At 39.2% G+C, this 26,778-nt stretch carries 24 protein-coding genes and 1 pseudogene; 12 read left to right on the forward strand and 13 right to left on the reverse strand.

Annotation, left to right across the window (positions count from 1 at the left end):
• Positions 1-87: 87 nt before the first annotated feature.
• On the reverse strand, positions 88-492 hold the full coding sequence (locus P2E05_RS17755) for a helix-turn-helix domain-containing protein (RefSeq protein WP_154635616.1): 405 nt from the start codon (positions 490-492) through the stop codon (positions 88-90).
• A 1,007-nt stretch (positions 493-1,499) separates the two neighbouring features.
• On the opposite strand from P2E05_RS17755, the pseudogene P2E05_RS17760 reads away from it, so the two are divergent.
• A pseudogene (locus P2E05_RS17760) lies at positions 1,500-1,852 on the forward strand (DUF1992 domain-containing protein).
• Between the two features lie 5 nt (positions 1,853-1,857).
• Here the strand turns inward: P2E05_RS17760 and P2E05_RS21780 are convergent.
• Both P2E05_RS21780 and P2E05_RS17770 read right to left on the reverse strand, forming a co-directional pair.
• Positions 1,858-2,547 carry an AraC family transcriptional regulator gene (locus tag P2E05_RS21780; protein ID WP_272657234.1) on the reverse strand — a complete coding sequence of 230 codons (690 nt, stop codon included), beginning with the start codon at positions 2,545-2,547 and terminating at the stop codon, positions 1,858-1,860.
• Between the two features lie 69 nt (positions 2,548-2,616).
• Entirely contained in the window at positions 2,617-2,952 is a 336-nt protein-coding gene (locus P2E05_RS17770; protein ID WP_154622073.1) for a tRNA-binding protein, read from the reverse strand.
• A gap of 339 nt (positions 2,953-3,291) precedes the next feature.
• Here P2E05_RS17770 and P2E05_RS17775 point away from each other — a divergent pair, with 339 nt between their 5' ends.
• A complete protein-coding gene (locus P2E05_RS17775; RefSeq protein ID WP_154622072.1) occupies positions 3,292-3,849 on the forward strand; it encodes an NADPH-dependent FMN reductase in 558 nt (185 codons plus the stop codon).
• Positions 3,850-3,903: 54 nt separating this feature from the next.
• Here P2E05_RS17775 and potD read toward each other — a convergent pair whose 3' ends face one another.
• The 4 genes from potD to potA form a co-directional block, all read right to left on the reverse strand.
• Positions 3,904-4,953, reverse strand: coding sequence for a spermidine/putrescine ABC transporter substrate-binding protein PotD (potD, locus tag P2E05_RS17780; protein ID WP_154622071.1), 1,050 nt, complete (start codon positions 4,951-4,953; stop codon positions 3,904-3,906).
• Between the two features lie 209 nt (positions 4,954-5,162).
• Entirely contained in the window at positions 5,163-5,945 is a 783-nt protein-coding gene (gene potC / locus P2E05_RS17785; protein ID WP_154622070.1) for a spermidine/putrescine ABC transporter permease PotC, read from the reverse strand.
• Positions 5,942-6,805 (reverse strand): spermidine/putrescine ABC transporter permease PotB, encoded by an 864-nt coding sequence (potB, locus tag P2E05_RS17790; RefSeq protein WP_163863096.1) that lies wholly within the window; start codon positions 6,803-6,805, stop codon positions 5,942-5,944. The genes potC and potB overlap by 4 nt, the downstream gene beginning before the upstream one ends.
• Positions 6,792-7,901, reverse strand: a complete 1,110-nt coding sequence (gene potA / locus P2E05_RS17795; protein WP_154622068.1) for a spermidine/putrescine ABC transporter ATP-binding protein PotA — start codon at positions 7,899-7,901, stop codon at positions 6,792-6,794. The genes potB and potA overlap by 14 nt, the downstream gene beginning before the upstream one ends.
• A gap of 791 nt (positions 7,902-8,692) precedes the next feature.
• On the opposite strand from potA, the gene P2E05_RS17800 reads away from it, so the two are divergent.
• Positions 8,693-10,339, forward strand: a complete 1,647-nt coding sequence (locus P2E05_RS17800) for a fumarate hydratase (RefSeq protein WP_196713660.1) — start codon at positions 8,693-8,695, stop codon at positions 10,337-10,339.
• A 152-nt stretch (positions 10,340-10,491) separates the two neighbouring features.
• Here the strand turns inward: P2E05_RS17800 and P2E05_RS17805 are convergent, their stop codons facing one another.
• From P2E05_RS17805 to P2E05_RS17830, 6 genes are all read right to left on the reverse strand, one after another.
• The gene (locus P2E05_RS17805; protein ID WP_154622066.1) at positions 10,492-11,457 is read right to left on the reverse strand and encodes a fimbrial protein; all 966 of its coding nucleotides are present in this window, start codon (positions 11,455-11,457) and stop codon (positions 10,492-10,494) included.
• 15 nt (positions 11,458-11,472) lie between these two features.
• Positions 11,473-12,024 carry a fimbrial protein gene (locus P2E05_RS17810; protein ID WP_154622065.1) on the reverse strand — a complete coding sequence of 184 codons (552 nt, stop codon included), beginning with the start codon at positions 12,022-12,024 and terminating at the stop codon, positions 11,473-11,475.
• Positions 12,025-12,033: 9 nt separating this feature from the next.
• Positions 12,034-12,762 carry a fimbrial biogenesis chaperone gene (locus P2E05_RS17815; protein ID WP_154622064.1) on the reverse strand — a complete coding sequence of 243 codons (729 nt, stop codon included), beginning with the start codon at positions 12,760-12,762 and terminating at the stop codon, positions 12,034-12,036.
• Between the two features lie 11 nt (positions 12,763-12,773).
• Positions 12,774-15,269, reverse strand: a complete 2,496-nt coding sequence (locus P2E05_RS17820; RefSeq protein WP_272578298.1) for a fimbria/pilus outer membrane usher protein — start codon at positions 15,267-15,269, stop codon at positions 12,774-12,776.
• Positions 15,270-15,473: 204 nt separating this feature from the next.
• Positions 15,474-16,034, reverse strand: coding sequence for a fimbrial protein (locus P2E05_RS17825; protein WP_154622063.1), 561 nt, complete (start codon positions 16,032-16,034; stop codon positions 15,474-15,476).
• A 116-nt stretch (positions 16,035-16,150) separates the two neighbouring features.
• Positions 16,151-16,459 carry a helix-turn-helix domain-containing protein gene (locus tag P2E05_RS17830; protein WP_276122934.1) on the reverse strand — a complete coding sequence of 103 codons (309 nt, stop codon included), beginning with the start codon at positions 16,457-16,459 and terminating at the stop codon, positions 16,151-16,153.
• Between the two features lie 1,248 nt (positions 16,460-17,707).
• Here P2E05_RS17830 and P2E05_RS17835 point away from each other — a divergent pair.
• From P2E05_RS17835 to P2E05_RS17875, 9 genes are all read left to right on the forward strand, one after another.
• Complete coding sequence (locus P2E05_RS17835) at positions 17,708-18,688, forward strand: nitrilase family protein (protein WP_154622748.1); 981 nt, start codon at positions 17,708-17,710, stop codon at positions 18,686-18,688.
• Positions 18,689-18,785: 97 nt separating this feature from the next.
• The gene (locus tag P2E05_RS17840) at positions 18,786-19,691 is read left to right on the forward strand and encodes a LysR family transcriptional regulator (RefSeq protein ID WP_154622747.1); all 906 of its coding nucleotides are present in this window, start codon (positions 18,786-18,788) and stop codon (positions 19,689-19,691) included.
• An 80-nt stretch (positions 19,692-19,771) separates the two neighbouring features.
• Positions 19,772-20,770, forward strand: a complete 999-nt coding sequence (locus P2E05_RS17845; RefSeq protein ID WP_154622746.1) for a 3-oxoacyl-[acyl-carrier-protein] synthase III C-terminal domain-containing protein — start codon at positions 19,772-19,774, stop codon at positions 20,768-20,770.
• Positions 20,767-21,774, forward strand: a complete 1,008-nt coding sequence (locus P2E05_RS17850) for an NAD-dependent epimerase/dehydratase family protein (protein ID WP_272657233.1) — start codon at positions 20,767-20,769, stop codon at positions 21,772-21,774. The genes P2E05_RS17845 and P2E05_RS17850 overlap by 4 nt, the downstream gene beginning before the upstream one ends.
• A complete protein-coding gene (locus P2E05_RS17855; protein WP_272657232.1) occupies positions 21,768-22,571 on the forward strand; it encodes an MBL fold metallo-hydrolase in 804 nt (267 codons plus the stop codon). The genes P2E05_RS17850 and P2E05_RS17855 overlap by 7 nt, the downstream gene beginning before the upstream one ends.
• Positions 22,568-23,845 (forward strand): F390 synthetase-related protein, encoded by a 1,278-nt coding sequence (locus tag P2E05_RS17860; RefSeq protein WP_272657231.1) that lies wholly within the window; start codon positions 22,568-22,570, stop codon positions 23,843-23,845. Before P2E05_RS17855 ends, P2E05_RS17860 begins: the two co-directional genes overlap by 4 nt.
• Positions 23,842-24,459 (forward strand): phosphatase PAP2 family protein, encoded by a 618-nt coding sequence (locus P2E05_RS21785; protein ID WP_154622742.1) that lies wholly within the window; start codon positions 23,842-23,844, stop codon positions 24,457-24,459. Before P2E05_RS17860 ends, P2E05_RS21785 begins: the two co-directional genes overlap by 4 nt.
• A complete protein-coding gene (locus P2E05_RS17870; protein ID WP_272657230.1) occupies positions 24,456-25,580 on the forward strand; it encodes a sterol desaturase family protein in 1,125 nt (374 codons plus the stop codon). The genes P2E05_RS21785 and P2E05_RS17870 overlap by 4 nt, the downstream gene beginning before the upstream one ends.
• Positions 25,570-26,685: a fatty acid desaturase family protein gene (locus P2E05_RS17875; RefSeq protein ID WP_154622741.1), complete on the forward strand. Its 1,116-nt coding sequence runs from the start codon at positions 25,570-25,572 to the stop codon at positions 26,683-26,685. Before P2E05_RS17870 ends, P2E05_RS17875 begins: the two co-directional genes overlap by 11 nt.
• The last annotated feature ends 93 nt before the right edge of the window (positions 26,686-26,778 follow it).

Consider the following 26,778-nt stretch of genomic DNA (forward strand, 5'->3'; position numbering starts at 1 on the left):
CAAATAAACAAAATGAACAACTAAATAAAAATAGTTTGATTAAAAATAAAAAAGGAACCCAAAAAGAATAAAAACCACAATTAAAAATTAATAGTATTTAACTGATGAATCACTAATTACATCAAAAAAAGCATCTTTATGTAATAAATTAGAGCTTATATAATTATTCGTTAATACTTTCTCATAAATCAAAAATAGCTCATAATTACTATTTTTAATTTCTTTCGTCACAATATTAAAGAATTCGAAAATAGGCACTTCCAAGAAATATAATATACCTAAAATCATATCCACAGTGATATAGTTAATGCCATTTTCGTATCGTGAAATTTGTTGTTGTGACATACCGACTTCTTTCGCTAATTTCTTTCCTGATATGCCATAGGACTTTCTAAGTTTAAACAATACACGACCAATAATGACAGCCATTTCTTTTTTTATTGCCACTTTGTCACTTTCACTTAAAGGTCGTGAATTTATTTTTAAAAGCATGCCGTTACTCCACTAAAAATCAAAACATAATATTAATTCACTCTTCTATTTCCAATTCATAACCATTGTTACGCTGTAAAAGTGTATTAATTATCATGGAGTAGCATCATAAATGCAACGCAGCCTATTATTAGCAATAAAAAAAACACCATTTATGCGTAAGTGAAAATATATAAAGCCAATAATAAAACAACGACTTAAAAAATATTGTTAAGTTATTCATGTCAATGAGGCAGCATTTTATAACAAACAAATCAAAAAAAGACTAAAAATATGATTTTTAATCCCTAAAGTAATAAATTTTAACAGCTTGAAAAAATATCAAATAATTAATAACAAAATGGATAACTAAAACCCACAATTAGGTGATACTGACTAGCACGCTAAGTTTCATATTCTTTTTTACAATAACCTCATTAATTAACTTAAAAATCATAATATTAATAATATCGTTTCTTATCTATTCGCCACTCATACTGAAAACAGTCTATGAACACACTTAAATTTCACAAAATACCCCCAATACACACAATAGAGGTTATTTTTAATAAAGTTAGCCTTCAGGGAACGATATTTTTTTCATAAAAGGAGTAAAGCGATATGATATTTTTTCTCCCTCTTCTTCTTTTCCCCTTTAAAATATGAGTAAAAAATAATAAATCAGCGAGCTTTAGTTCAAAACATGGCGCTACTTGCGATAAATAACCAATAACCTCTTTTTTTAGGCCTCAAATCAATCAAAACACGCCATATGTCACCTTATATTTTTCCTAATTTCCGACTATTTATTGATTCAAAATGAGGGGAGCCAGACATAATCAAGTCACAATGAAGATAGCAATGATATCGTTGTTACGATTATAATACTGATGACGTATTTGCCGGTTCTTGCTAAGATTCATGCTGAAAGCATACCGATTTTCAGTGAATTAACCGCTAAGCGTTTATCGATTTTATCGGTCTAATACCCTAGTCACTTTTTATTATATAAAACCTAATGAGTCATTATGTCTGTTATTGATGATTGGGCTGAGCGCCACATTCAAGAAGCCCTAAGCAAAGGTGAACTAAACAATCTACAAGGGGAAGGTAAACCGCTATTACTGGATGATGATAGCCAAGTCCCACCTGAATTACGGGCGAGTTATCGCATACTAAAAAATGCAGGTTATCTACCTCCCGAATTGCGCTAACCTTGGTCGATATGTTGAAAGGTTTAGAACCTGATAATCCCAGCTATCTCCCTTTAAGCAAACAACTGTCTTTGTTAGAACTGAAACTTAAACAAGCCAATGTGAATACTGACTTTTTACATGGTGAATATGAAATGCCTATTCGCCAACACTTTAAGCCTAAGTAACCCACTCATCTCCCCAAGCGATATTCCATTGGTGTTTTACCATAGAATTGGCGAAATGCTTGGCTAAAAGCCGAATGAGAGTCATAGCCGATCGCTAATGCAACCTGCTCAATTGAAAGAGTTCCCATCAATAAACGGCATGCGGCTTCCATTCGCTGTTGTAATACAAATTGCATCACGGTTAGCTGAGTCTCTACTTTAATTTTGCGCTGTAATGTACTGACGGACATACAGAATGCATTAGCCATATCTTGGCAACTAATTGGCCGATGTAAGCGCGCATCAACCCATTGCGTAATGCTATCAATCCACTGAGATTGTGGTTTCAATTGTGCGAGTAGTAATTTTGCGATAACCGTATTCTGCTCAGGTGGCTGGGGGAAATTTTGTAACCAATTTAATAATCCCATTGCCGCCGGAGTTAACGAAAAGTAGGGCGTTTTTTCATCAACACGCCATTGTGAAGCGATTGGCATTTCCAAAACATAGTTTTGGTTACCTGTTTGTCCGCTAAAGGCATGGCTCACACCCGGAGCGATTATCACCCCGTTGCCTGCCCCCAACAAAAAATGTTGTCGATGCATATTAATTTCCATTCCACCAGCTAATGCAAAGACAATTTGCCATTGCCCATCATGCTGATGAGAAACAACATCTTCGGAATATTGGCGGTAATGTAATTCAGGCAATAACAAAGGCGAACTCCTACTTGCTGGGCATAGTAGCAGTATAGCCTTTTTATTATTTAAATTGCAGCTAGCCTGTCAGGCAAGTCTCGCACCATTAGGCAGAGGTAAATTGAACTCAGCCAGAACGATAGCGCCTGTCTCGTCAGGAGCACCTGTAATAAGAACCTCAGATTTAATACCTGCGATGCGCTTGACCTCAAAGTTACATACGCACAATACACGCTTACCAACCAATTCTTCTGGTGTGTAATTGACAGTAATTTGTGCGCTCGAACGCTTAATACCTAATTCACCTAAATCCACGTCCATAACATAAGCAGGTTTTTTGGCTTTGCTATTCACTTCCGCTTTAATTATCGTACCAGCCCGCATTTCAACACGAGTAAAATCGTCCCATTCAATATGTTGCATATTTTTTCCCTGAGTTAAGTCATACATAAGTTTTAGGCTATCACAAACCTTGTGTAGAACTTTATCGCCAAACAGGCATTCTTTGTCGCGCAACCGTCATCGCAAAACGTTCCTCTCTAAGCATAACGAATACCGAAAATCGACATTTATCGCCGCTATATCCTTACCGTAATCTTATTTATATTCGTTATTCAATTCGTTACAAATACGGCTAGCTAATCTTAAAAGCTCAGTTTTTATGACTCTCTAGTGTTTATATGTCTTAAATTGGATTTATATGCCGATAAAGCGCTAGAATATATAAGAAGAACATCTAATCACAAAAGAAAAGGATGTATTATGTCGAATCAATATCAAATTGGTGTTGTTGTAGGAAGTTTACGTACAGACTCATACAATAAATTGGTCGCCAATGCACTCATCAAGCTATTCCCAGCGCATTTCTCATTTCAATTTATTGATATCAGTCAACTGCCTTTATATAACCAAGATGCTGATCAACATGTTCCCGCCATTGTCACGGGTTTCAAATCACAAATTACTCAATGTGATGGCATTATTTTTGTTACCCCTGAATATAACCGTTCAATCCCCGGTGTTTTAAAAAATGCCATTGACCAAGGCTCACGCCCATGGGGTGATAATTCATGGAATGGGAAACCAGCGGGTATTTTAGGGGTATCGATTGGAAATATCAGTACTGCTATTGCTCAACAGCACTTGCGTAATAGCCTTGCGTTTTTGAATATGCCAACGCTCAACCAACCTGAGTGCTATTTGAAATGGTTTGATGGTATGGTCGATGAACAAGGAAATTTTGCCCCTAAGAGTAAAGAGTTTATTCAAGCGTGGGCTGATGCTTATGCGCAATTTGTCATTAAGAATAGCAGCAAATAATAAAACGAAAAGGGCATCGCCGTTGCGATGCCCTGATTAAAAATCGCTAATATATTAGCGACCTGCTTTTAGTTTCTGAAAATACTCTTCATACACAATATTTGCATTACCGACATCACTTTGCCATTCACCTTTTTTCAACACCTCTTCACTTGGATACAGGGATGGATCATTAGCGATTTCTGGCGGTAGCATCTTCTTGGCTTCTAGGTTGGGTGTTGGATAACCGATCGTTTCCGCAACCTGTGCGGCAATTTCAGGGCGCAAGAGGAAGTTGATCAACTTATGTGCCCCTTCTGGATTTTTCGCATTTGCAGGGATAGCTAAGCTGTCCATCCAGAAAATTCCCCCCTCTTTTGGCCAAACAACGTCTATTGGTAAGCCGGCTTGACGCGCCACAAAGGCGGAACCATTCCACAGCATCCCAACATCAACTTCACCTTCAATAAATGGTGTTGCAGGGTTATCGGAGTTGAAAGCTAAAATATTTGGACGTAATTTTTGCAGCTCTTTATAAGCTTCTTCAATTTGTTTAGGGTCTGTGGTGTTACCTGAATACCCCAATTTCGTCAATGCGACTTGGAATACCTCACGCGCATCGTCCATCATTAATAGGCTATTTTTATATTCGGGTTTCCAAAAATCAGCCCAAGAAGTCACCGAGCTAGGGTCAACCGCATCGCCGTTAATACCAATACCCGTTGCCCCCCAAATATAAGGGATCGAGTAATCATTTTGTGGGTCGAATTCTTTATGCAGTAGATTCGGGTCAAGATTATTAAAATTACTGAGTTTGTTTTTATCAATTTTTTGTAACATGCCTTCTTTACTCATTTTAGAAATAAAGTAAGTTGAAGGAACGACCAAATCATAAGCACCTTCTTTATAGGTCTTGAGTTTGGTGTACATGCTTTCATTTGATTCGTAGGTGGAATAAATCACCTTGATCCCAGTTTCTTTAGTAAATTGCTCTAATAAACCAGGGGGAACATATTCTGTCCAGTTATAGAAATACAGTACGTCTTTATTTTCGTCAGCAGCTGTAGCTGCGCCAATACTTGCAGCAACTAAGCCAGCCGCCAGCAGATAGGACCATTTTTTCATTACTGAGCATCCCTCAACAAAGTGTTTTTTTATACTCGCCATATTTCAAGTCACCCTTTATCACCGGATTACACCAATCGAAACTTGAATTATCTTGTGTATATATATCTTATAGGCTCATAGAGAGCCCACCCTCATCGCCAAATGGCATCGAAATATGCGAGCTACTGACCCCAGTAGCAGCGCTGCGTATACAACATAAATAATGATTATGGCTGTTTTGCGAGTTTATCCCGCATCACCCATTGGCTCAAACAAACTAAAATTAGCGACATTAACAACAATACCGTCGCCAAGGCATTAACCTCAGGAGAAACACCGACTTTCACCATCGAGTAAATCTTTAACGGTAAAATTTCATAGCTTGGCCCCGTCACAAATGATGAAACGACCACATCATCCATAGATAAGGTAAAGCTCAATAGCCACCCAGCAACAACAGCGGGTAATGCTAACGGGAGGATAATCTTGCGTAAAATTGTAAACTCCCCAGCCCCAAGGTCCCTAGCTGCCTCCAACATTTTCACATCAAAGTCCTTCAATCTGGCATAGACGGTCACCACAACGAAAGGTAGGCAGAATGTAATATGTGAAAATAGCAACGACCAAAAACCGAGAGAAACCCCTAAGAGCATAAATAATACCAGCAGAGAAATTGCCATCACGATATCAGGAGACATCATGACGACAAACAGCATGCCACCGACAAACGGTTTTCCTCTAAAACGGTAACGAAACAGTGCAACGGCTGTTAATGTGCCAATTATCGTAGCAAATGTCGCCGAAATAACAGCCATCGTCAACGAATGCCCTGCCGCCTGTAATAAGCTATCGTTATTTATTAATAGTTCATACCATTTGGTTGAAAAGCCCTGCCAATTAATTCCAAAACGGGATTCATTGAAGGAATTAACAATCAAAATGATAATTGGAATATAAAGATAAGCGTAGACGATGGCCATAAAGCCACCTCGTAACGTGCGACCGATCATTCTTCATACGCCTTTTTATTCAAAAGCTTAGCAGCTCGGTAATACACATACAGCAACAGTCCCATCATCACAGTCAAGAAGATGCTGGTTGCCGCACCAAACGGCCAATCACGGATATTCAGGAATTGACTCTTAATAACGTTCCCTATTAAGAGATTTTTTGCTCCTCCCATTAAATCCGCAACATAAAACAGCCCCATCGCCGGTAATAACACCAGTAAACAACCCGCGATAATACCGGGCATAGTGAGCGGAATAATGATCTTTATGAAGGTCTGAAATTTATTCGCACCAAGGTCTCTCGCCGCTTCTAAATAAGATTTGTCGAGTTTTTCAATACTGGAATAAAGCGGCATTACCATGAAGGGCAATAGAATATAGATAAGGCCTAATACAACCGCTTCAGGTGTATACATCAAGCGTATCGGTTTATCGATAATGCCTATCCACAACAAAAAATCATTTAAATACCCTTTGGTACTCAAAAAAACTTTTAATCCATAAATACGGATTAGAGAATTAGTCCAAAAAGGTACGATCAGCAGAAAAAGCATTAAAGGTTGCAGACGTTTTGGTAACTTTGCCAGAATAAAAGCGAATGGATAGCCAATAATTAAACAAAAAAACGTGGCGACCAATGCCATATTCAGTGAATGAAGCATCACTTCCGCATACATGGGATCCGATAAACGGAGATAGTTATCCCATGTAAAGATCAGATCGACAAGGTTAGTATCACTGCGCGTCAAAAAGCTAGTACCAATGATCATGATGTTTGGTAAAAAGACAAATAGCAGTAACCAAGCTACCACGCCTGTAATGATAACGTTTTGTAAGATCTTATGTTTACGCCGGATCATCCAGTACCACCTCCCAGCTTTCAACCCAAGTTACAGCAACTTTTTGGTTTAAGGAGTGGTCTACGTCTGGATCATCCTCATTAAAGAATTCGCTGACCATGATAATTTTGCCATCTTCCATCTCTACCACAGAATCTAGCGTCATCCCTTTATAATTGCGCTCACGAACATAGCCAATTAAACCAGGATGATTTTCTGCATCATTCACCTCTTCTACGCGCAAATCTTCTGGGCGTAATAAGACATGAACAGATTGCCCTTCTTTAACAGGAAGAGCGGTAAAGATATCACATTCATGGCCCTCAACATTGGCGCGAATACGTTGTTCATCAATGCGATATAGCACTTTCGCATCAAAAATGTTGATTTCACCAATAAATTGAGCAACAAAGAGATTTTTAGGCTCTTCATATATTTCTCGTGGTGAGCCATCCTGCTCTATTTTGCCTTCACGCATCACGATAATACGGTCAGACATCGCAAGTGCTTCTTCTTGATCATGCGTGACGAAAATAAACGTTATCCCCAGCTTACGTTGCAATGCTTTTAACTCATTTTGCATTTGCTTACGCAATTTATAATCTAGGGCAGATAAAGATTCATCCAGCAGGAGGACTTTTGGGCGATTAACGACAGCCCGAGCAATAGCAACTCGTTGTTGTTGTCCGCCAGACAGCTGGTTTGGACGACGTTGCGCGAAATCCTCTAATTGCACCATACGCAATGCTTGATCAACACGTTTCTGGATCTCATCTGCGGGTGTTTTTTGCATGCGTAGACCAAAAGCGACGTTATCAAAAACAGTCATATGTGGGAACAAAGCATAGCTCTGAAATACCGTATTCACAAAACGCTGTTCTGCTGGAATATCAGTAATATCCTGGCCGTCAAGGATGATTTTGCCTTCATCAACATCTTCTAAGCCGGCAATTAAACGTAAAACGGTTGTTTTGCCACAGCCAGAAGGCCCTAAAATGGTTAAAAACTCACCATTTTGGATGGTTAAGTCAAGCTCGGAAATAATTTGTTTGCCATCAAAAGCTTTATTTAATGCTTTTAATTCGACGAGTGGTGTCAGAGAGGTTGTCTCAGTCATTTATGCTACACTCTATCCCTATGAATAATGCAGATAGAACCGCTACCGTTAAAGACTGTGTAAGCTTATCGGAGATTGACTCTTCTTATCTTCCCCAGCAAAGCCCAAAACCAGTAGCGCCATTTAAATTTCATTAAGTGGTGCATGATAAACACTGTTTGCTCAAATTGAAAGCCATTTTCAGCATTTTGTTTGCCTTTCGTTATGAAAACTCAATGAAATTATTGTCTTTACGAAAAAAATAAGCCACTTAACCATAGCAACATGAATCGGCAACCCTTTGTAAGATAATCATAAAGGCAACTTAAGTTAGATTTTCATTATTCATAACATAAACAGCATGAATACTGATTAAAGTTTGATACAACTCTATGAAAAAAATAGACAATAGGGATACATAAAAGTTAAAAATCGCTCTGCTCGACCATATTATCAATACATTTTTTGCAATTGAATTTCAAAAATAGATAGTCAGTAACACTAATAACATAGGCTCAAAATAAATCCTGCTTTATTTATTCTGTGACCTCTCGCAAACTTTTCACTTAAATGAAATGTAATATCGATAATATTAATCAATGTCATGTTATTGACCACATCTAACTGAATACAATCATCTTATTAAAAATAAATAGATAGGCATCCGCTATTCATAATCGCATCTCTTTTAGCCGCAGCACATTCCTCTTACATTTTTAGGCTAGCAGAAACAGCATTCAATTATGAATAAACAGAAGCTCCTTATTGGGGCTATTACACGATTCCATTGGATAAATATGTGAGTAAATAACATGTCTAATAATGAATTTTTTTATCAACCGCCTTATCCTTTATCTGTAGACAATACTGAATATTATCAGTTAAGTGACAAATACGTTTCTGTAGAGACATTCGCAGGTAAAGAGATCTTAAAAATTGAACCGGAAGCGCTAACCATTTTGGCTCAACACGCCGTCTATGATTCTCAATTTTTCTTAAGAGCAGCGCACCAAAGGCAAGTAGCGGCGATATTATCTGATCCAGAGTCAAGTGAAAATGATAGGTATGTCGCGTTACAACTTTTACGTAATGCCGAAATCTCCGCTAAAGGAATTTTACCGAACTGCCAAGATACCGGTACCACAACCATTGTTGCTAAAAAAGGCCAACAAGTTTGGACTGATTGTAATGATGCAGAAGCTTTATCTCGTGGTGTTTATAATGTCTTCAAACAAGAGAACCTTCGCTTTTCTCAAAATGCCGCGCTAGATATGTATACTGAGGTCAATACCGGCACTAATTTGCCTGCTCAAATTGATATTTTTGCCACTGAAGGAGAGGAATATCACTTCTTGTTTGTGAATAAAGGCGCCGGTTCTGCCAATAAATCGGCTCTATTCCAAGAAACCAAGACTATTTTAGAACCGAATAAACTAAAAGCTTTCCTGATCGAAAAAATGAAAGCATTAGGAACCACCGCATGCCCTCCATACCATATCGCTTTTGTGATTGGAGGAACCTCTGCTGAAGCGACATTAAAAGCCGCAAAACTGGCTTCAACAAAATATTATGACAATTTACCCACCTCGGGTAATCAATATGGTCAAGCATTTAGAGATATCGAACTCGAAAATACCTTACTTGAAGCAACTCGCCATTTTGGTTTTGGTGCTCAATTTGGTGGTAAATATTTTGCGCATGATGTCAGAGTGGTGCGTTTACCTCGTCATGGAGGATCTTGCCCAATTGGTTTAGCCATTTCCTGTTCCTCTGACCGTAATATTAAAGCAAAAATCAACAAACAAGGCTTATGGATTGAAAAAATGGAACACAATCCTGCGCAATATATCCCCGAATCTTTACGCCAACATCATGAAGCTAAAGTCGTTCATATAGACCTGAACCAACCAATGCAAGCGATATTGACAGAATTAAGCAAACATCCTGTATCCACTCGCGTTTCCCTTAGCGGTCCATTGATTATTGCGCGCGATATCGCACATATGAAGCTTAAAGAACGCCTAGATAATGGAGAAGAGCTACCACAATATTTTAAAGATCATATGGTTTATTACGCAGGTCCAGCCAAAAAGCCCGAAGATAAAGTTTCTGGCTCATTAGGCCCAACGACAGGTAACCGTATGGATCCGTATGTTGATCTATTCCAATCTCATGGCGGCAGCATGCTCATGCTGGCAAAAGGTAATCGAACCCAAGCGGTCACTGACGCATGTAAAAAACACGGTGGCTTTTATTTAGGCAGTATTGGTGGCTCAGCAGCCATCTTAGCGCAAGAATACGTCAAAAGTTTAAGTTGCCTTGAATATCCAGAGCTTGGTATGGAGGCAGTTTGGAAAATGGAGGTTGAAGGACTTCCTGCCTTTATTTTAGTTGACGATAAAGGCAATAATTTTTTCGAACAAGTACAAAATCAAACTTGCCAACGTTGTGTTAAATAAATAAAAAATAACGGCGACTAAATTCAATCGTCGCCGTTTTTTATTTAAGGCCATATCATTAACAACAATAGCCGATTTACTGTCACCGTCAGCATATTGAGCGGTTTAAAAAAATGTCATTCCCTGACAAATACTCTCCTTAAAAATCATGATTAGTAATAGTTTATCCTAACGATCGTTGAAGCATTAAATGGTCCGGTTTTCACCGCACTTACTTTCTTGACCGATGCGTTATAAGTACGAGTGATTGAGGTGCTCCCTGTAGGTAGAGAACCGAAAAACTGGAAATAGTTAAATTTTACGCGACCACCTTGATCGTCAAATATGGTGAGGTTAGTACCATTTTTTAAATCAATCGCATAATCACCATTGAGATTATCCGTTGTTTCAAAGCTCACATTCATTGAGAAATTATCTAAACACCCTCGTTTTGCCGCTTGTAGTTGAAATTCCTTTTTAAACTCTTTTCCTTGGTTAAGGTCGGTTATCATCAATTGGCCAAAATCAATTTGTTGAGATTCTGGATAAACTTTAATCTCCGCCCCGCATTTCAAAAAACGGATACCTTTTAATCCTGAAATCGCATACCTTAAGTTTTTCGCTCCTGGTGTAAAGTTAATGCCTCCACTTCCATCAAATTGGAAAACCGTAAATTGGTTATCGCCCGTATAATTACCTGAAGGGGGAACCACACCAGTTACCTTAATATACAGAGAAAATGTCACAGTGACAGTGACACTCTGCCCTTTACGGATAGGTTTAGTACCTAAGCTTACGCTCTGTTGATTTCTTTCGAGCTGAATACCTTTATAATTCGCGCCCAATAACAACCCTGTTCCCAATTTTTGAGAAGTTGGGTTGAAATACATATGAACAACGTCAACGGCATCGCCTATAACATTGTCACAATAAACGGTAACCGTCATCGGGTTTGATTGCCAGATCACGGTATTTGCTGGTGTATCCGAGGGGATCGCTAATTGACCGACAGGTACTGCCGGTTTAATCACTTCTCCGGTTCCGTATTCCACACAATCTAAAGCGAATACTCTCGTACTAAAAAATGCCAATAGCAGAAAAACAGGGAGTCTGCTGTATTTAATCAATCTGTGTATCATGAGTTATACACCTTATTAGAGATAGGCAATGCTCAATGTAATTTGTGTTTTGATATTACCTACAGTTAAGTCTTTTCGAGGAAGATAGCTTTCTAACATTGAATAAAGAGTAATTTGCTGGTTATCATCAAAGTAAACCGAGTAATTACGATATTCTCCGTTTGGCACTGTATTGCCATTTTTATCAATTAATCTAATCCCATAACCTTTCAATATCGTTTTACCGCCAAATAAATTACGATCCGTACTTTCTGTGGGTTCGGAAATAAACATAATCCGAACAACGGGTTCTCTATCATCGCGATTAAACGAAGGGAAAATGCAATCATCAAATTTTAATTTAATTTCTTGCTGAGGACTCCTATCCCCTATTTCATGAAAGAAATTAAGAGAAATTGGTCCCAAATCAATATTTTGATCTAACGATGAAAAGCTGATCTTGCAAGGCAATGAAACAACACGCCCAGTAAAATTCAGGTCGCCTTTCATCATGCTGCTATCTGCATAAACATTCCCTGTTAGCAGCAAAGAAATAAAAAAACATATTGATACGTAGCAATTTCTCATGGCCGGATCCTATTTACTTTCTTTAGATAATTGACAAATAGATGCAGCACATTGGTAAGTCAGCATTTTCATACCACCGTAATCATCCATATACCCTGTATACAGTTGACTAAATGGCGTCGCTGGTACGGTTACCGTTTCCTTTGACATCGGGGCTATCATGACACTTTCAAAACCAGGAAAATTACTCGTGGAATGGCTACTTAAATAACCTAGAGTCACATAGTATTTTGTCGGATTTTCTATCAGCAATTGATTACCTGTATGGGTATACTTCAACTCTTTCGCCCACACTTTATCGCTATTGTTTTCAATCTGTGATGGCCGATAAAACATTTTCAAACGGCTCTGAATTGCAATTTGCACCACGTTTTCTTTATCCGCAACCGGTGGAATTTCACGGACATTCAAATAAAATAATGATTCTCTATCTTGGGGTAATTTATCCAATCCCTCAGTTTTAATGACTTTTATCTGATTTTTAGCGTTCGGTTCAACGCGCTGCATAGGCGGAAGCACAGTAAAAGGTGCTGAGACTTTATTCCCCTTATCATCTTCTATCCATGACTGTGCAAGATAAGGCATCGTTTTGCTTTGGTTATTAATAACTAAGCTGACAGATTTGTCCTGACCGGGGAAAATGATCCTTGTACGGTCGATATTGATTGCCGCAGACGCTGTTTGTAATCCTATAAATATGAGCGAAAAGCAAACAGAGGCTTTATACAATTTATTCATAACACTTTCCTTTAAAGGCAGGGAATCAAAACTTTACTTTGTTCTTTTTCAGAGAAACTCGTGAAATTCAATTGGCACTGCGCATTTCCGCCTGACCATTTGACGCTATATTGCTCTTCTGGATTAATACCCGTTAAATATACGATGCCGTTATCTCCGATAATGCCAACTTCTCTACCTGTGTTTATTTCAATCACGCTGGTTCCTAATGGCGGGAATTTCCCATTTTCTAAACGAACAACCGCCAAAATACGTTTACCTTGATTAGCGCTAATAGCTTGATAACCAATTGCACCTTCAGTTAAGGTTTTACCAATAATGTTGTCATTCACATCAACATCATCAGGTAACGTGTTCATATCGATATACACATCAGAGTTAGAGAAACTATTTAAATTTGTGGCAACACCGATACCAAATCGGTTGGTAACTGATTGACCGTTATCGATAGAAATACCCGCAACATTACCGCTATCAATCATGACTCGTGGTTCATTATTTGTGCCATTACGGTGCAATGCAGCGCCATATTTAGTCGCTGTCATCGAACCATACCAGCTTCCACCCAATGCACGGTATGAATTGACATTATCTGTACCATTCATATTCAGCACACCATAAGGTGAAGAATATTGATAAGTACCACTAATACTCGGCTCCATGCGACCAAGTTCACGCTTATCACCGCCAGCACGTAAGCTCCAGTAATTGTTATTTATATTCTCACTGTAATACGCGACTGATTGATTTAAGCTTTTGCCTCCATTCGCATATTGCATGTCATAGCTAACAGAAGCACCACTTTCTAATGGAATTGAAAACGATAAATAAGCTTGGTTATCATCTGTTTCCTGATATTTGATTTTATTCAGTGAGAATGTGGCAGAAATATTTCTTATATCACCAATATTAAATAATTTGCTCACACTCATCCCAAAGGATGTGGTCGATTCGCTATTCCAAAATTGATGGTGAGACGCATTAAAATATAGCGTGACATCCAACGGACTAATGTATTGGTTAAACGATGCGGTATATACGTTTTTATCCCGCCTAAAATCAAGTATGCCGTTCGCTGCATCAATATATTGCGGCATGGTCAAAAATTCTTTTTCCGAGAATTTATAACCCGCAAAGGTGACTTGCGAATTCGTTGATTCAAAACGTTTCGAGTAATTTAAGCGATAACTGTTTCCTGAATAGGTGCCAAAATGATCTAATCTTGCGTATGTGCGAGTGATATCAAAAGAAATCGCACCAAATTGATTCATATTTTGACCAATACCTAAGTTAAACGCTTGGTAATCGTTATTGCTGATTGTTGCGATCAAACCACCAAATAATGAAGTATTACTTAAAACGCCGTAAGACATTTCTCCAGAGATAAATCGAGGCTCAACACGCTGTGAATGTCCAAATGGGCTCGACTCCCCAGCAGAGAATTTATATAAAAACTGACCTTGTCGCGTCAAAAATGGTAATGATGCGGCTGTTACTTGGTATTGGGTTTTAGTTCCATTTTCCTCTTCCACCGTAACATCTAAGGTACCTTGCACCGCCTCAGTGATATCCTGAATATTAAAAGGTCCTGGTGCAACCCGGGTTTGCTTAATCACCCGCCCATTTTGAGAAATAATGACGGTCGCGTTCGTTTGAGCGATCCCTGTAATTTGTGGAGCATAACCACGCATCGAAGGCGGTAGCATACGAGTATCACTAAAGAGTGATACACCAATAAAACGGAAACTATCGAATATATCCGTTTTTAGGTATGACTCACCCAATAAAATTTTAGCGCCTAATTCGGGGAAAGCTCTAAATGCATAAATCTGTGTCCAATCGAACCGTTCATTGGTTTTACCTTGTGAACGGTTATATTGGTATTGATAATCTGCACGAAAACGCCATGCCCCCAAATTCACCCCCGCGGTTCCGTTACTGCTAGCGCTAAAGGTTTCACTATTATTTTTAGGTGCTGAATAATTGGCAAAAAGATTGTAATCAATAAATGCACCAGTAATTCCATTTTCCCATTGTGATGGTGGAACCCAATAAGGGTCATCATATTCCAGCCATGCTTGTGGTATTGAAAATAAAATATTTTGGTTAGCTTTATCAAAATGATAATTAATATCCATTGATTTAGGTAATTCAACACACTGATTATTTTCATGCTGTAAAATTTCATCGCTGACTTTCTTTTTCAATGAAAAAAGCTGAATCATTTTAGGCGTAATACAGAGTGCTGAAGTATCTTTATCAACTTCAGTGAATTTAATTAAATATTGTCCAGAGAGTTTACGACCATTAAGGGTAATATCTGTTAAATATTCTCCCGCAGGTATAAAGTCTGGATTTGAGAATTGAGTGAGATCGATATTATCTCTGTCTTTTGCATCAATAATATTCATATTAAACTCGACTGCTTTAGCTACGCTTGAGACGGAAAGTGCTAAAACAATGGAGAATAATAATTTATTTACTTTGAATTGAGGCAATAAAGACATGATAATCCCTGTCATATAGGTAAACAAATCAAACCAAGAAAGGTAAGTAACAGGCAAAAAAAGACCTGTTACTTACATATACTCAAATAGTTCTAGTTTCATTTAGATGGTAATGAAAACTACCTGTAGAAATATAAATAACGATATACTCAAGTAGCGATATACACATCAATAATGAGATAACTTGAAATATAGCGAGTTAAATTATAGGTAGTTTAAAGCGTAAGTTGCTTGAGAAATGATACTACCTGTTTCTACTTTACTACCGTTCGCTTCAACACGTGCGCTGAAAGTCAGTTTGTTTGGACCTTCAACCAGTGGAATTTCAATACTAGTATCACCTAGTTTCATCACTGCACCATCAGCGTTCAACAGACGAACACCAACACCTTTAGAAGTACCCGTGTTTGCTAACAGTTCAGTTTTCGTTGAGTCAGGCGTACCTGAGAAAGTCACTTTAACTTTGCTTACCGCTGGGAATGAAGCTTCTCCATTTTCGCCTTTAACTTCACCCAAATCACAGTTTTCTAATGCAATAGTATATTGAACATTTTGGCTGTATTTGTTACCTGTTTCTAAAACTTTATTTGCAACTTGACCTAAGTCGACGTTAACAGTACCGTCACCAGGCAGAGTACATGGAGCATTAATAACTTTACCTTTAAAGTTAATAACACCACTACCTTGGTCAACAGCTGCATTTGCAATACCTGTAGTGAATGATGCCGCAATAATGGTAGCTAAAGCAATTTTAGATAATTTCATATTATTTTCCTATTTAAGAAAGACGACTGACGTACAAACTCCCTAACGATATTGATCATTAGGTAGAGATTAATTCTGTTATAGTTTAGAGAGACAACTGAATAATAATGTAAAGGCTATAAGTAATGATTAGCCATTCTATGTTTTATAATTCTGTTTTTTTGTTCTTTTTTTAGTTCTTTTTTTAGCTCCACACAACTTTCTATCGAAAAAATATCATCATGTAAAAAGCATATTAAATCTGTTTCAAGCGCTTTTGCTAAATTAAGTAGATTATCCAATGTAATATTGCATTCACCTCTTTCATAACGTGAAATTTGTTGCTGACTCACGCCAACAAGATCCGCAAATTCAATGCCAGAAAGGCCTAAACTCTTTCTTCTTTTGCGGATTTCTTTACCAACGATCTGGTTTACATTTTTCATTTATTAAGACCCGATCTCATTTAAAATTATCGTAGTGAAAAAGATAACGTCATAAACAATATTTTTTAATTATTATTATTTAAGTAATTCACATTAAGAAAAAGTAGTTAAATATGCAATATATGAATTTGACTTAATTATAGATTTGACACTTTGAAAGTAAAACTGTTTATAACGATCGATACGATTAATAAAATTAGACGAAACCTATCAAGAATATCTATTAAAAAATACAGGCCACTTAAAGTAAATATTCTTATAACATTTTGGTCGACCTTTTTTTAAAAAAAATAAAGAAACAACCTTAACGTTTTGATATTTATCATTAATTCATTTTACTACTGTTGGTTGTATAACTATATAAATAGAAGCTAGGATCATTATAAATAAAAAATAACACCAACTATATTTAATATGGTATTTCATCGTTGATATATAAGAGGAAATATAAAATATAGCCAAATAAATTCATTTAAGTCTCATTTTTTTATATTCTAACTATTTTACCACTGACAGTGGTTTATTTATTTTATCTGCTTTTATCAAGCATGAATTTAGCACCAAAGTCATACTCGGTTAAAGAGTACAGAATATGATAAATCACGCTAATCTTAATTTTTCCTTAGTTTTACGCAGTTAAATAGGGTCTAACTAGTTTTAAAGATGGAAATTTATCATAAATTAGATTAATCAATGGCTAGCACTCATAATCAGTCTTTTTATGAATAGAAATAACTCTTTACATTCAATGAATTACATTCTTTACAAAATGTAACCAAATGATAGTAAATATTTCAAATGAGAGTGGCGAATAGGCTAAAAACAGAGGAATCACTTTGAAACAATCAAAAATAGACCTATAAAAATCAAAAACTAGGACAAATCTCATAAGAGAGTATGCCCCAAAACTCAAAATTTAATCGGGAGAATATGCATAGATTTAATAAGCTTATTTAATGTTTATATGAAGGGTAACATGTTATTAACATAAACAGCATTTTTGAATGATTGATCAAAGATTAATTTGGGTTATCAATAACGCTTTTTTGTTTTTTAGCGTGATCTGTTCATTTCAGTCTAATATTGGAGAAGCATAATATTATGCCTTTATTGGCTAGCCCTCAGCAGAAGCAAAGTGATTATCTGATTTAGATCGATAACGATTGGTTATCAAAAAGGATAATATCTCATTATATCTCTGTGCAATTATGTGGTGTTATCTCTTTACCGTAAGAGAGGAGATACACTATGTCGACACCCATTCGAGTAGCCACTGTACAATTTCAACATAAAGCTTCTGACAAAAACGATAATCTAAAGCAGATCCATGCCTTTATCGATCAAGCCGCATCACAGAACGTACAAATACTCGTGTTACCTGAAATGTGCATTACCGGTTATTGGCACGTACCTAAATTGCCTAGTGAAGAGGTTTATCAACTCAGTGAAACGCTACATGATAGCCCTTCATTAACCCCAATCCGCCAAAGAGCGAAAGAGCTCAATATGATTATTGGCGTAGGGCTGATTGAAAAAGGGTTAGATGATAAGTGTTATAATACTTGGGTCGCTTGTATGCCCGATGGCACATATCATGCTCATCGCAAACTCCATGCTTTTGAGCACCCTAGCATCCACTCGGGTGATAGCTATACCGTGTTTGATACGCCATGGGGGGTAAAAGCAGGTATCCTCATTTGTTGGGATAATAATTTAGTCGAAAACCCGCGTGCGACTGCATTATTGGGCGCAGATATTATTTTAGCGCCTCATCAAACGGGAGGTACCAATTCCCGCAGTCCATATAGCATGAAACCAATCCCACTGTCTTTATGGGAAAATAGAGAGATAGCCCCAGAAGCCTTACGAGATGCTTTCCAAGGTGAACATGGACGCGGCTGGTTAATGCGTTGGCTACCAGCTCGTGCGCATGATAATGGTGTCTTTTATGTTTTCAGTAACGGTGTTGGGCTAGATGATGATGAGATACGCACTGGTAATGCCATGATCATAGACCCTTATGGACGTATTATTAAAGAAAGTGATGCAATTGAAAATGATATGGTTATCGCCGAACTGGATTTAAGTTTACTTCCTATGTCGACAGGCCGCCGCTGGATGTCAGGTCGACGCCCTGAACTGTATGGCATTCTTACTAAAACCATGGGTTATGAACGAGATGCACGCAGCGTAAGATTTGCTGATAAGCCAGTCGCAATTTCAAAATAACAGTGGCGCATCTTTTTTAATGAATAATATACTTGTAGAGACATAATATATTGTCTCTACAAGCCAACATAACTGATAAATTTACCGATGAGGCGTAATGGATACTCGATTATTACGTGCTTTTGTTGTTTTAGCCGAAACAGCGAACTACCATACGGCAGCATCACAACTGTATGTCACTCAGCCAGCATTGACCAAACAGATTAAACAATTAGAACGGCAACTTGCTATAACATTATTCGAACGTGGTCGTCACGGTGCACAATTAACGGAAAATGGTCACAAACTGCTTCCTTTCGCTCAGCAAGTGCTGTCTCAAACGAATCAACTTTTAAATCGAGCTTCTGAATTAAGTTCTCAATTTCCTAAATCTATCTATGTTGGGTTTGGTATTTCCGTCTTCCAAGAGGCTTCATTTTTCGTGGCTCGCTTACGGGAACATTTACCAAAAACCACCATTTACTTTGATGATATGCCGTCAAATATTATGTCGCAAAAATTAGCCAACCATCAATTACAAGTTGCTTTTTTGCGTCGTCCTGAAACCCCATTCTCTACACATTTTGCGGTTTATCCGTTAAAAAAAGAAACACTGTCACTGGCCATTTCCACATCCCAATTAACTCATCAATCGATTAAACAACTCTTAATGACCCATCCTTATTTATCACTTAGGAAGGAACGAGGCAGCGGGCTCTCTCAGCAAATTGAACAGTTTTTAGAACAACAAAAAATATCATTGATTCCAGCCCAAGAAGCGAGTGATATTCAAACAATCATTGCTCTCGTTGGCGCGGGTGCTGGCGTCAGCTTAGTTCCCTATAGTGCTAGACATATTAGTCGTCACGATGTGACTTTCATCCCCATTGAAAACATTGCGTCAGCCACTTGGGATATCGATGTCGTCTGGTCATCATCCTTACCTGCCTCTTGGCAAGATATAATCAGGGCATTGCTAAAAGAAACACTGCATCATTTTAATCGCCATGCCAATCCCAAATAACGCTCTTTAATCCTATATATAATGAGTAGAAATTCTGATATCTATAATCCTAATAATTTATTTATATGGATAAGCTTCACATGCTTACTAACCCTCTCGTGACCCCGATAAAAATTATCGCATCGGGCATTGCACTTCCTAAAAATAAAATAGACTCACAAGAGTTAGATGTGAGACTCAATAAGCCGAGCGGCTATGTGAAAAAATACTCGGGTATTGATTATCGCTTTCATGCAAATAATGAAGATTCTCAAGCACAATTAGCTGCCGATTCGCTCCACCATGCCCTTGAAGCCAAACAAATTCCAGCGCAAAGCATTGACATGCTGATTTCTGCCTCAGCTATTTCCGTTCAAGCTCTTCCTTGTACGGCCGCACACATTCTTGCGCAATCACGACTGAAGCAAGGTATCGCCTGTTTTGATATTAATGCCAGTTGTGTCAGCTTTATCACCGCGCTGCAAGTAGCCGCGGGTTTCCTTTCTACCAGTCAATATCAACGCATTGCCATCGTTTCCGCGGATCTGGCTTCTCGTGGGATCGATTGGCACGATAATGAATCCGCATTAATTTTTGGTGATGGCGCTGCCTGCGTCATTGTTGAAAAAGGCGATGGAACAAGTGGCATCATCACTTATCATCATGAAACACACACTGAAGGTATCGAGCTGTGTGAAATACGCGCTGGAGGCACACGTCGAAATCCACGTGCAGGCATGACCGATACGGATTTTTTATTTCATATGCAAGGTAAAAAACTGTTTCGAATGGCCTCATCCTTGGTCGAACGTTTTATGCAACGCGTTTTAACAGATGCGCATTTGCCGATTAATCACATTGGCACCGTCATCCCTCATCAAGCAAGCCATCTGTCTTTAGAGCATATGCGGCAACGCTTAGGTGTCAAACCGGAACAGTTAATTGATATTTACCGTTTTCGTGGCAACCAAGTCGCTGCCTCAATTCCTTCCGCATTACATGAAGCAATTGAAAGTGGCCGATTTTATGAGCAAAAAAATGTCATGTTAATAGGGACTGCTGCGGGGCTCGCTTTTTGTGCCATGGTGCTGATCCCATGAAAATATTAGTGACAGGAGCAACGAGTGGACTGGGTAGAAATGCGGTCGATAGCTTACTGCAACAGGGTCATCAAGTGGTTGCTTGTGGTCGAAATAAAGAAATTGGCCAACAGCTTAGCCAGCAAGGTGTCCAGTTTTTGCCAATCGACCTTGCCCATCTTTCCATTGAAAACGCCAAAAGGTTGATGGATGGCTGCGACGCTATTTGGCATTGTGCTGCACTCTCATCCCCTTGGGGGAAATACCATGAGTTTGTCGAGATCAATTATCGAGCAACCCAAATGCTTGCAGATACCGCGGGTGAGCTACACATTCCGCGCTTTATTCATATCTCCACCCCCGCGATTTACTTCAATTTCAGCCACCAGCGTGATATTGCGGAGACACAGACTAATATACGTTTTGCCAACCACTATGCGCGAACCAAATATTTAGCCGAAACCGCGATTGCACGAAGCGTTGCATATTACCCCCTCACACGCTACACCATATTGCGCCCTCGCGGTTTGTTTGGCCCCTATGATCGTGTGTTATTGCCTCGTTTATTCGCTCAAATTAAAGCGAGAAAAGGCAAATTAGTGCTGCCAGAGGGTGGTAAACATGCATTCGATCTGACTTATGTTGGTAACGTTGTTCACAGTATGATGCTAGCCACTACCAGAGATAACCTTATCAGTGGGGCAACATATAATATTACTAACCAACAACCTCAGCCACTGAGGCAAACGTTAGAACAACTCTTTGATGAGTTAACATTAGACTGCCAAATATGCTCAGCCCCTTATCCGGTGTTATTGACACTGGCAACAGTACTTGAAGGTATCGCGCACCTTACCGGCAAAGAGCCGCTATTAACCCGCTACAGTCTGGGAGCTGCTTATTTCACCATGACGTTAGATAATCAAAAAGCCCAGCAAGAACTCGGCTATTATCCGCCTATTAATATGACGGAAGGTATTCACCTAACAGCCCAATGGCTACGGCAGCAGGATAAATTATGTTAACTATCAATCAGTTTGAGGTAGGATATTGTACTCACCCTGGCTGTGTGGCATTAAAAGGGGCAAGTGTTAAAGCATGTAAATTTCCTGCCAGAGCGTGGTTAATTGAGGGTAATGATCAGCGATGGCTGTTTGATACGGGCTATGCGAATCACTTTTATGACCATACTCGTACAGGGATCATGCGGTTTTACCGCACCGTCACACCAGTCTATTTTGAGAGTAAAGATGCCCTCATTAACCAACTTGCAGATGCAGGGATCACACCAAATGATGTGAATGGCCTTATCTTGTCGCATTTTCATGGTGACCATATTGCTGGGCTACGTGACTTCCCTGGAATTCCAATTATTTGTTCCGGTGAAGGGTGGCAAAAAACACGACACCTCACTGGTTTTGCAGCATTAAAAGGCGCTTTTGTTCGTGGGCTGATCCCAGAAGATTTCGAGCAAAGAGCACGTTTTTATGAAGGGCTGGAGGCTGTCGAACTTCCACCTGAATTGCAGATCCTTGGGAAAGGTTTTGCGGTCAATGACCAAAAAACATTATTCATTGTTCCGTTACCGGGGCATGCCCCTGGGCATATTGGGCTATGTGTACTCACTGAACAAGGCTGGATTTTATTAGCGGGTGATGCCGCTTGGTCACCCACGAATTATCGCGAACGACGTGGACCTATGGCGATTGCTCATATCATTATGGATGATAAGCACGCCTATTATCAGACACTTAATAAACTGCATCAACTCGACAAACAAAATATTCCCATTCAATTATGCCATGAAGGGGACCTTATTTGATTTTATCCGTGTTATGGCATTACTGGCGAGCCAAACGTCTGCACTTTACAGACCGAGTGGCACTTGAGGACTATCAACAGCGACGTTTAAACGCGTTTAAACGCAAGACGTTGGTAAAAAGCCCTTATTTTAGTCAGTTTGTACACCTGCCGCTTGAACAATTTCCTATCATGAATAAACAAATCATGATGGATAACTTTGACAGTATGAATACCGCTAAGCTCTCCAGTGAGAGGCTGCTTCATTGCGCTCAACAGAGCGAAAAATCACGTGATTTCTCGCCCAAAATGGGTAAATACAGTGTTGGCCTCTCATCGGGTACCTCCGGCCGTCGTGGCTTATTCGTCGTGAGTCCACAAGAACAAAATATTTGGTCTGGTAGTATGTTAGCCAAAATGCTACCTCTCGGTTTATTCAACGGTGAACGCATTGCCTTATTTTTACGGGCAAATAATAACCTCTATGAAAGTGTTAATAACCGTTGGATCTCGTTGCGCTTTTATGACCTCTATGCCAATTTCCGCCAACAGCTACAAACATTAGAAAGCGATCAACCGACTATTATTGTCGCCCCTGCTCAGGTGCTATGCGCAATTGCAGAAGCCATTAACAACCGAGAGATTAAGCTCAATGTACGAAACGTTATTTCCGTTGCCGAGGTTCTACAACCTCATGATAAGCAGCTTCTACAGCAATGTTTTTCTCATGTCGGCGAAATTTACCAAGCAACTGAGGGGTTTTTAGGTTGTACCTGTGCACAGGGAACCCTGCATCTGAATGAAGCTTTTTTACATATTGAGCCACATTGGCTAGATGAACAGCGATTCTCACCAATAATCACCGATTTTACGCGAAAAACACAACCTATCGTTCGCTATCAACTGGATGATATTTTAGTCATACGTAACACTCCTTGCCCTTGTGGTGATCCTCAACTTGCCATTGAACGAATCGAAGGTCGTTGTGATGACCAATTATTGCTACCTGACCATCACGGCAATGTCGTGACATTATTTGCTGATCCCGTGTCTCGCATTATCGTTAATCATCTCCCTGTCACTGCTGATTTTCGCTTAACTCAACAAGGCTGCCATCTCGATTTACAGGGAGAGTGTCAGGCATTTGAACTCAAACAATGTCAGCGCTCGCTAGAAGACTACTTTATTAGGCAAAATGTGGCGATTGATCAGCTGACTTGGACGCTACGCGTCGACCCTATTTCACAACCTTTTGCCATAAAACGAAGACGGATCAGGCGCAAGGAGGTTGAATGAATTTCAAACACATTCTATTACGATTGCTTTATTGCCTCCTTGGCTGGGGAACCGTCGGTATTATTTATCAATTCACAGGTGAAATTGATGAAAATGCCACGTTATTAGCACCAAGTTGGGTCGATAATGCTATTCCTTACAACGTGGAAGCAATATGGCTATACCTCTCTTTTTTTGTATTTATTCCATTAGGTTATCTATGTAGTTCCCTTAGCCAAGCACGTCGCTTAATGTTTGCGATGCAATTATGTGCCCTTATTTCAGGCGTTATCTATCTATTTTTTCCAACGACGATGAGTTATCCACCGATTGAATGCCTTTCATTAGCAGGTCATGCGCTTTGTCATCTCATGAGTATCGATAGCCCGCAAAATTTATTACCTTCTCTACATGTCTCATTGACTCTTGTTGTTCTCAATGCATTATGGTCATCACAGCAAATCATTCGTACCACAATATATTTATTATGGGCCATCGCTATCTGTGCCTCTGTTTTAATACTAAAACGACATTTATTTATTGATGTTGTGACCGGAGCTTTAACGGCGATCAGTGTGCTGTATATTGTTCGTTTTGCACAACCAGCCGTATGTTTATGGAGAAAAGCTAAGTGAATGAATTAACTTTTCCGATTATTTTTATGTTATTGGTTGTGACACTTGAAGGAATCATCATCACAAAAACAGAAAAAGGAACAATTAATTGGCAAGAGTGGGTATTTAACCTGAACTCAGGCCATATTATGTTGTGGTTATTTCGTGGATTAGAGCTGTTTTGTTACGGATTCGTTGTCAGTCACTTTTCATTAGGTGTTGTTGAACACTGGCCTATAGCGTTAGTTTGGATTTTTACGCTATTTGCGTGGGATTTTGGTTTTTACTGGTTACATCGCTTACACCATAAATATCGTCTGTTATGGGCTGTGCATGTCGTTCACCATCAAGGTGAACATTTCAATCTCTCTCTGGGAGTCCGTAATTCGTGGTACTCATCATTGACATCTATCCCATTCTTCATGGTGTTAGCTTTGTTGGGTATTCCACTCGAAATCTTTATTACCATTTCTATTCTGCACTATAGTATTCAATTTTTTAATCACAGTGCATTAATACCTCACCTTGGTTGGTGGGAGAAAGTCATGGTTACGCCACACCATCATCGAGTTCACCACATCAAAGAGGGTCACTACTCAAACCGTAACTTTGGTGGTAGCTTTATCTTTTGGGATAAGTGGTTTGGGACATTTTCAGCATTACCTGACAGCGAGTACCACTATGGTATCAAAGGCGAGCCAGCAACAGAGAACCCATTCATTGATAATAACCGTCCATTTTGGCGGATCTTAAAGCGAAAACCCCAAACAGTTTCATTAAAAGTGCCATTATATCGCGTTAATCAGTGGTTCCTTGTCATAGGAACGTTGTTACTTTTTACTCTCGTTATTGGTTATGTTTATTTATATGGTTATGGTTATCAAGGTACGACTGGCCAACAAATGCTATTGTTTACTCTGCTTGCCGCGGGGACCATTGCCTTATCAGGAATATCCGATGGCCGCCTAGTAGGTCTGTGGGGTTGGTTTACTATCGCGACCGTCTTATTGTTTTGCGTATTATTTATTTGGCAGTGGCAAACCCTGTTTTGGCTAACATTGACTGGGGCACTATGGCTACATAGCCTCTCTTTGCTACTGGGTATTGGCCGTCAGCCAGTGCAGGTCAACCATGCATCCTGAACCCCTAAGACCACTCGGCTACCAGCATCGTCAAGACCAAGCATTCCGCCAAGCACTCATGCAGGCCGCTAATCGATATCTACAGCAGCATAATGACCATCGCTTTGCCGATTGGCGGTTTTATCTAAAAAGCCTAGTATTAGTGGGTTGCTGCCTAGGTAGCTATCTCACTGCCCTGTGGAGTGATGCGGCATGGCTCTTTTTTATTTTTTATCCCCTATTTATCTGCTTTGCGCTGCTCTTAGCGATCAATTTAGTCCATGATGCCTCGCACAATGCAATCTTCAAGCAAGCGAAAGCCAACCGTTGGCTAAATTTTTGGATCACGATACCTTTAGGCTTGGATCCCGAATGTTGGCGAGTACGCCATATTATTTTTCATCATGCGCATACCAACATTCGTCATTATGATTTAGATATCGAAGAAAATTTTGTATTGCGACAAACCCCCTATCAACGCTGGTATCCTTTTATGAAGGCGCAGCACCTCTATTGGCCATTGGTTGCGGCGCTCACCTTTCCAGCATTAATTTGGGTATTTGATTGGTTAGATCGCTTCCACTTCACGCGTGTTGCTCCACATATGCGCCATCAAGGGCAAAGCGGCATTGTGACATTTCTATGCGCCAAAATACTGCATATCTCTCTCGTGATTATCATTCCTTTTTATCTCCTGACAGATAAACAGATTGGATTAGGCTTACTACTATTCACTTATTTCTTGAGCCAAATGTTAGCATCGCTGATTTTCGTGGTATTAATTTTAGGTACTCACTGGGCCAAAGCGACTTTCTATACCCCACCAGAACAAGGAAATATGCCGCATGGATTTTACACCCATACTTTTTCAACGACCTATGACTGGCATACTACCCCTCGTTGGTTAACTTACTGGCTCGGTGGGCTTAATTTACATTTAACCCATCACTTGTTTCCTAATTGGAATCACCGCCACTATCCTGCTTTAGCGGATATTATTCAGTGTACCGCTGAACAGTTCTCTATCAATTATCACTGTATTTCAGCTAAAGAGCTGTTTATTTATCAGCAGCGCTTTTTAAAAGAAATGGGGCGAGGAAAGCGGGCGGATGACCCACACTCTTAACCGACTATTGCGATATAAAAAGATAAACAATGGAAATATGCTTCCCATTGTTTATCAATAATAAAACGATGACATGAAGGCCGATAAGATATT

It is taken from the genome of Providencia stuartii, from assembly GCF_029277985.1.
GTDB classification, from domain to species: Bacteria; Pseudomonadota; Gammaproteobacteria; order Enterobacterales; family Enterobacteriaceae; genus Providencia; species Providencia zhejiangensis.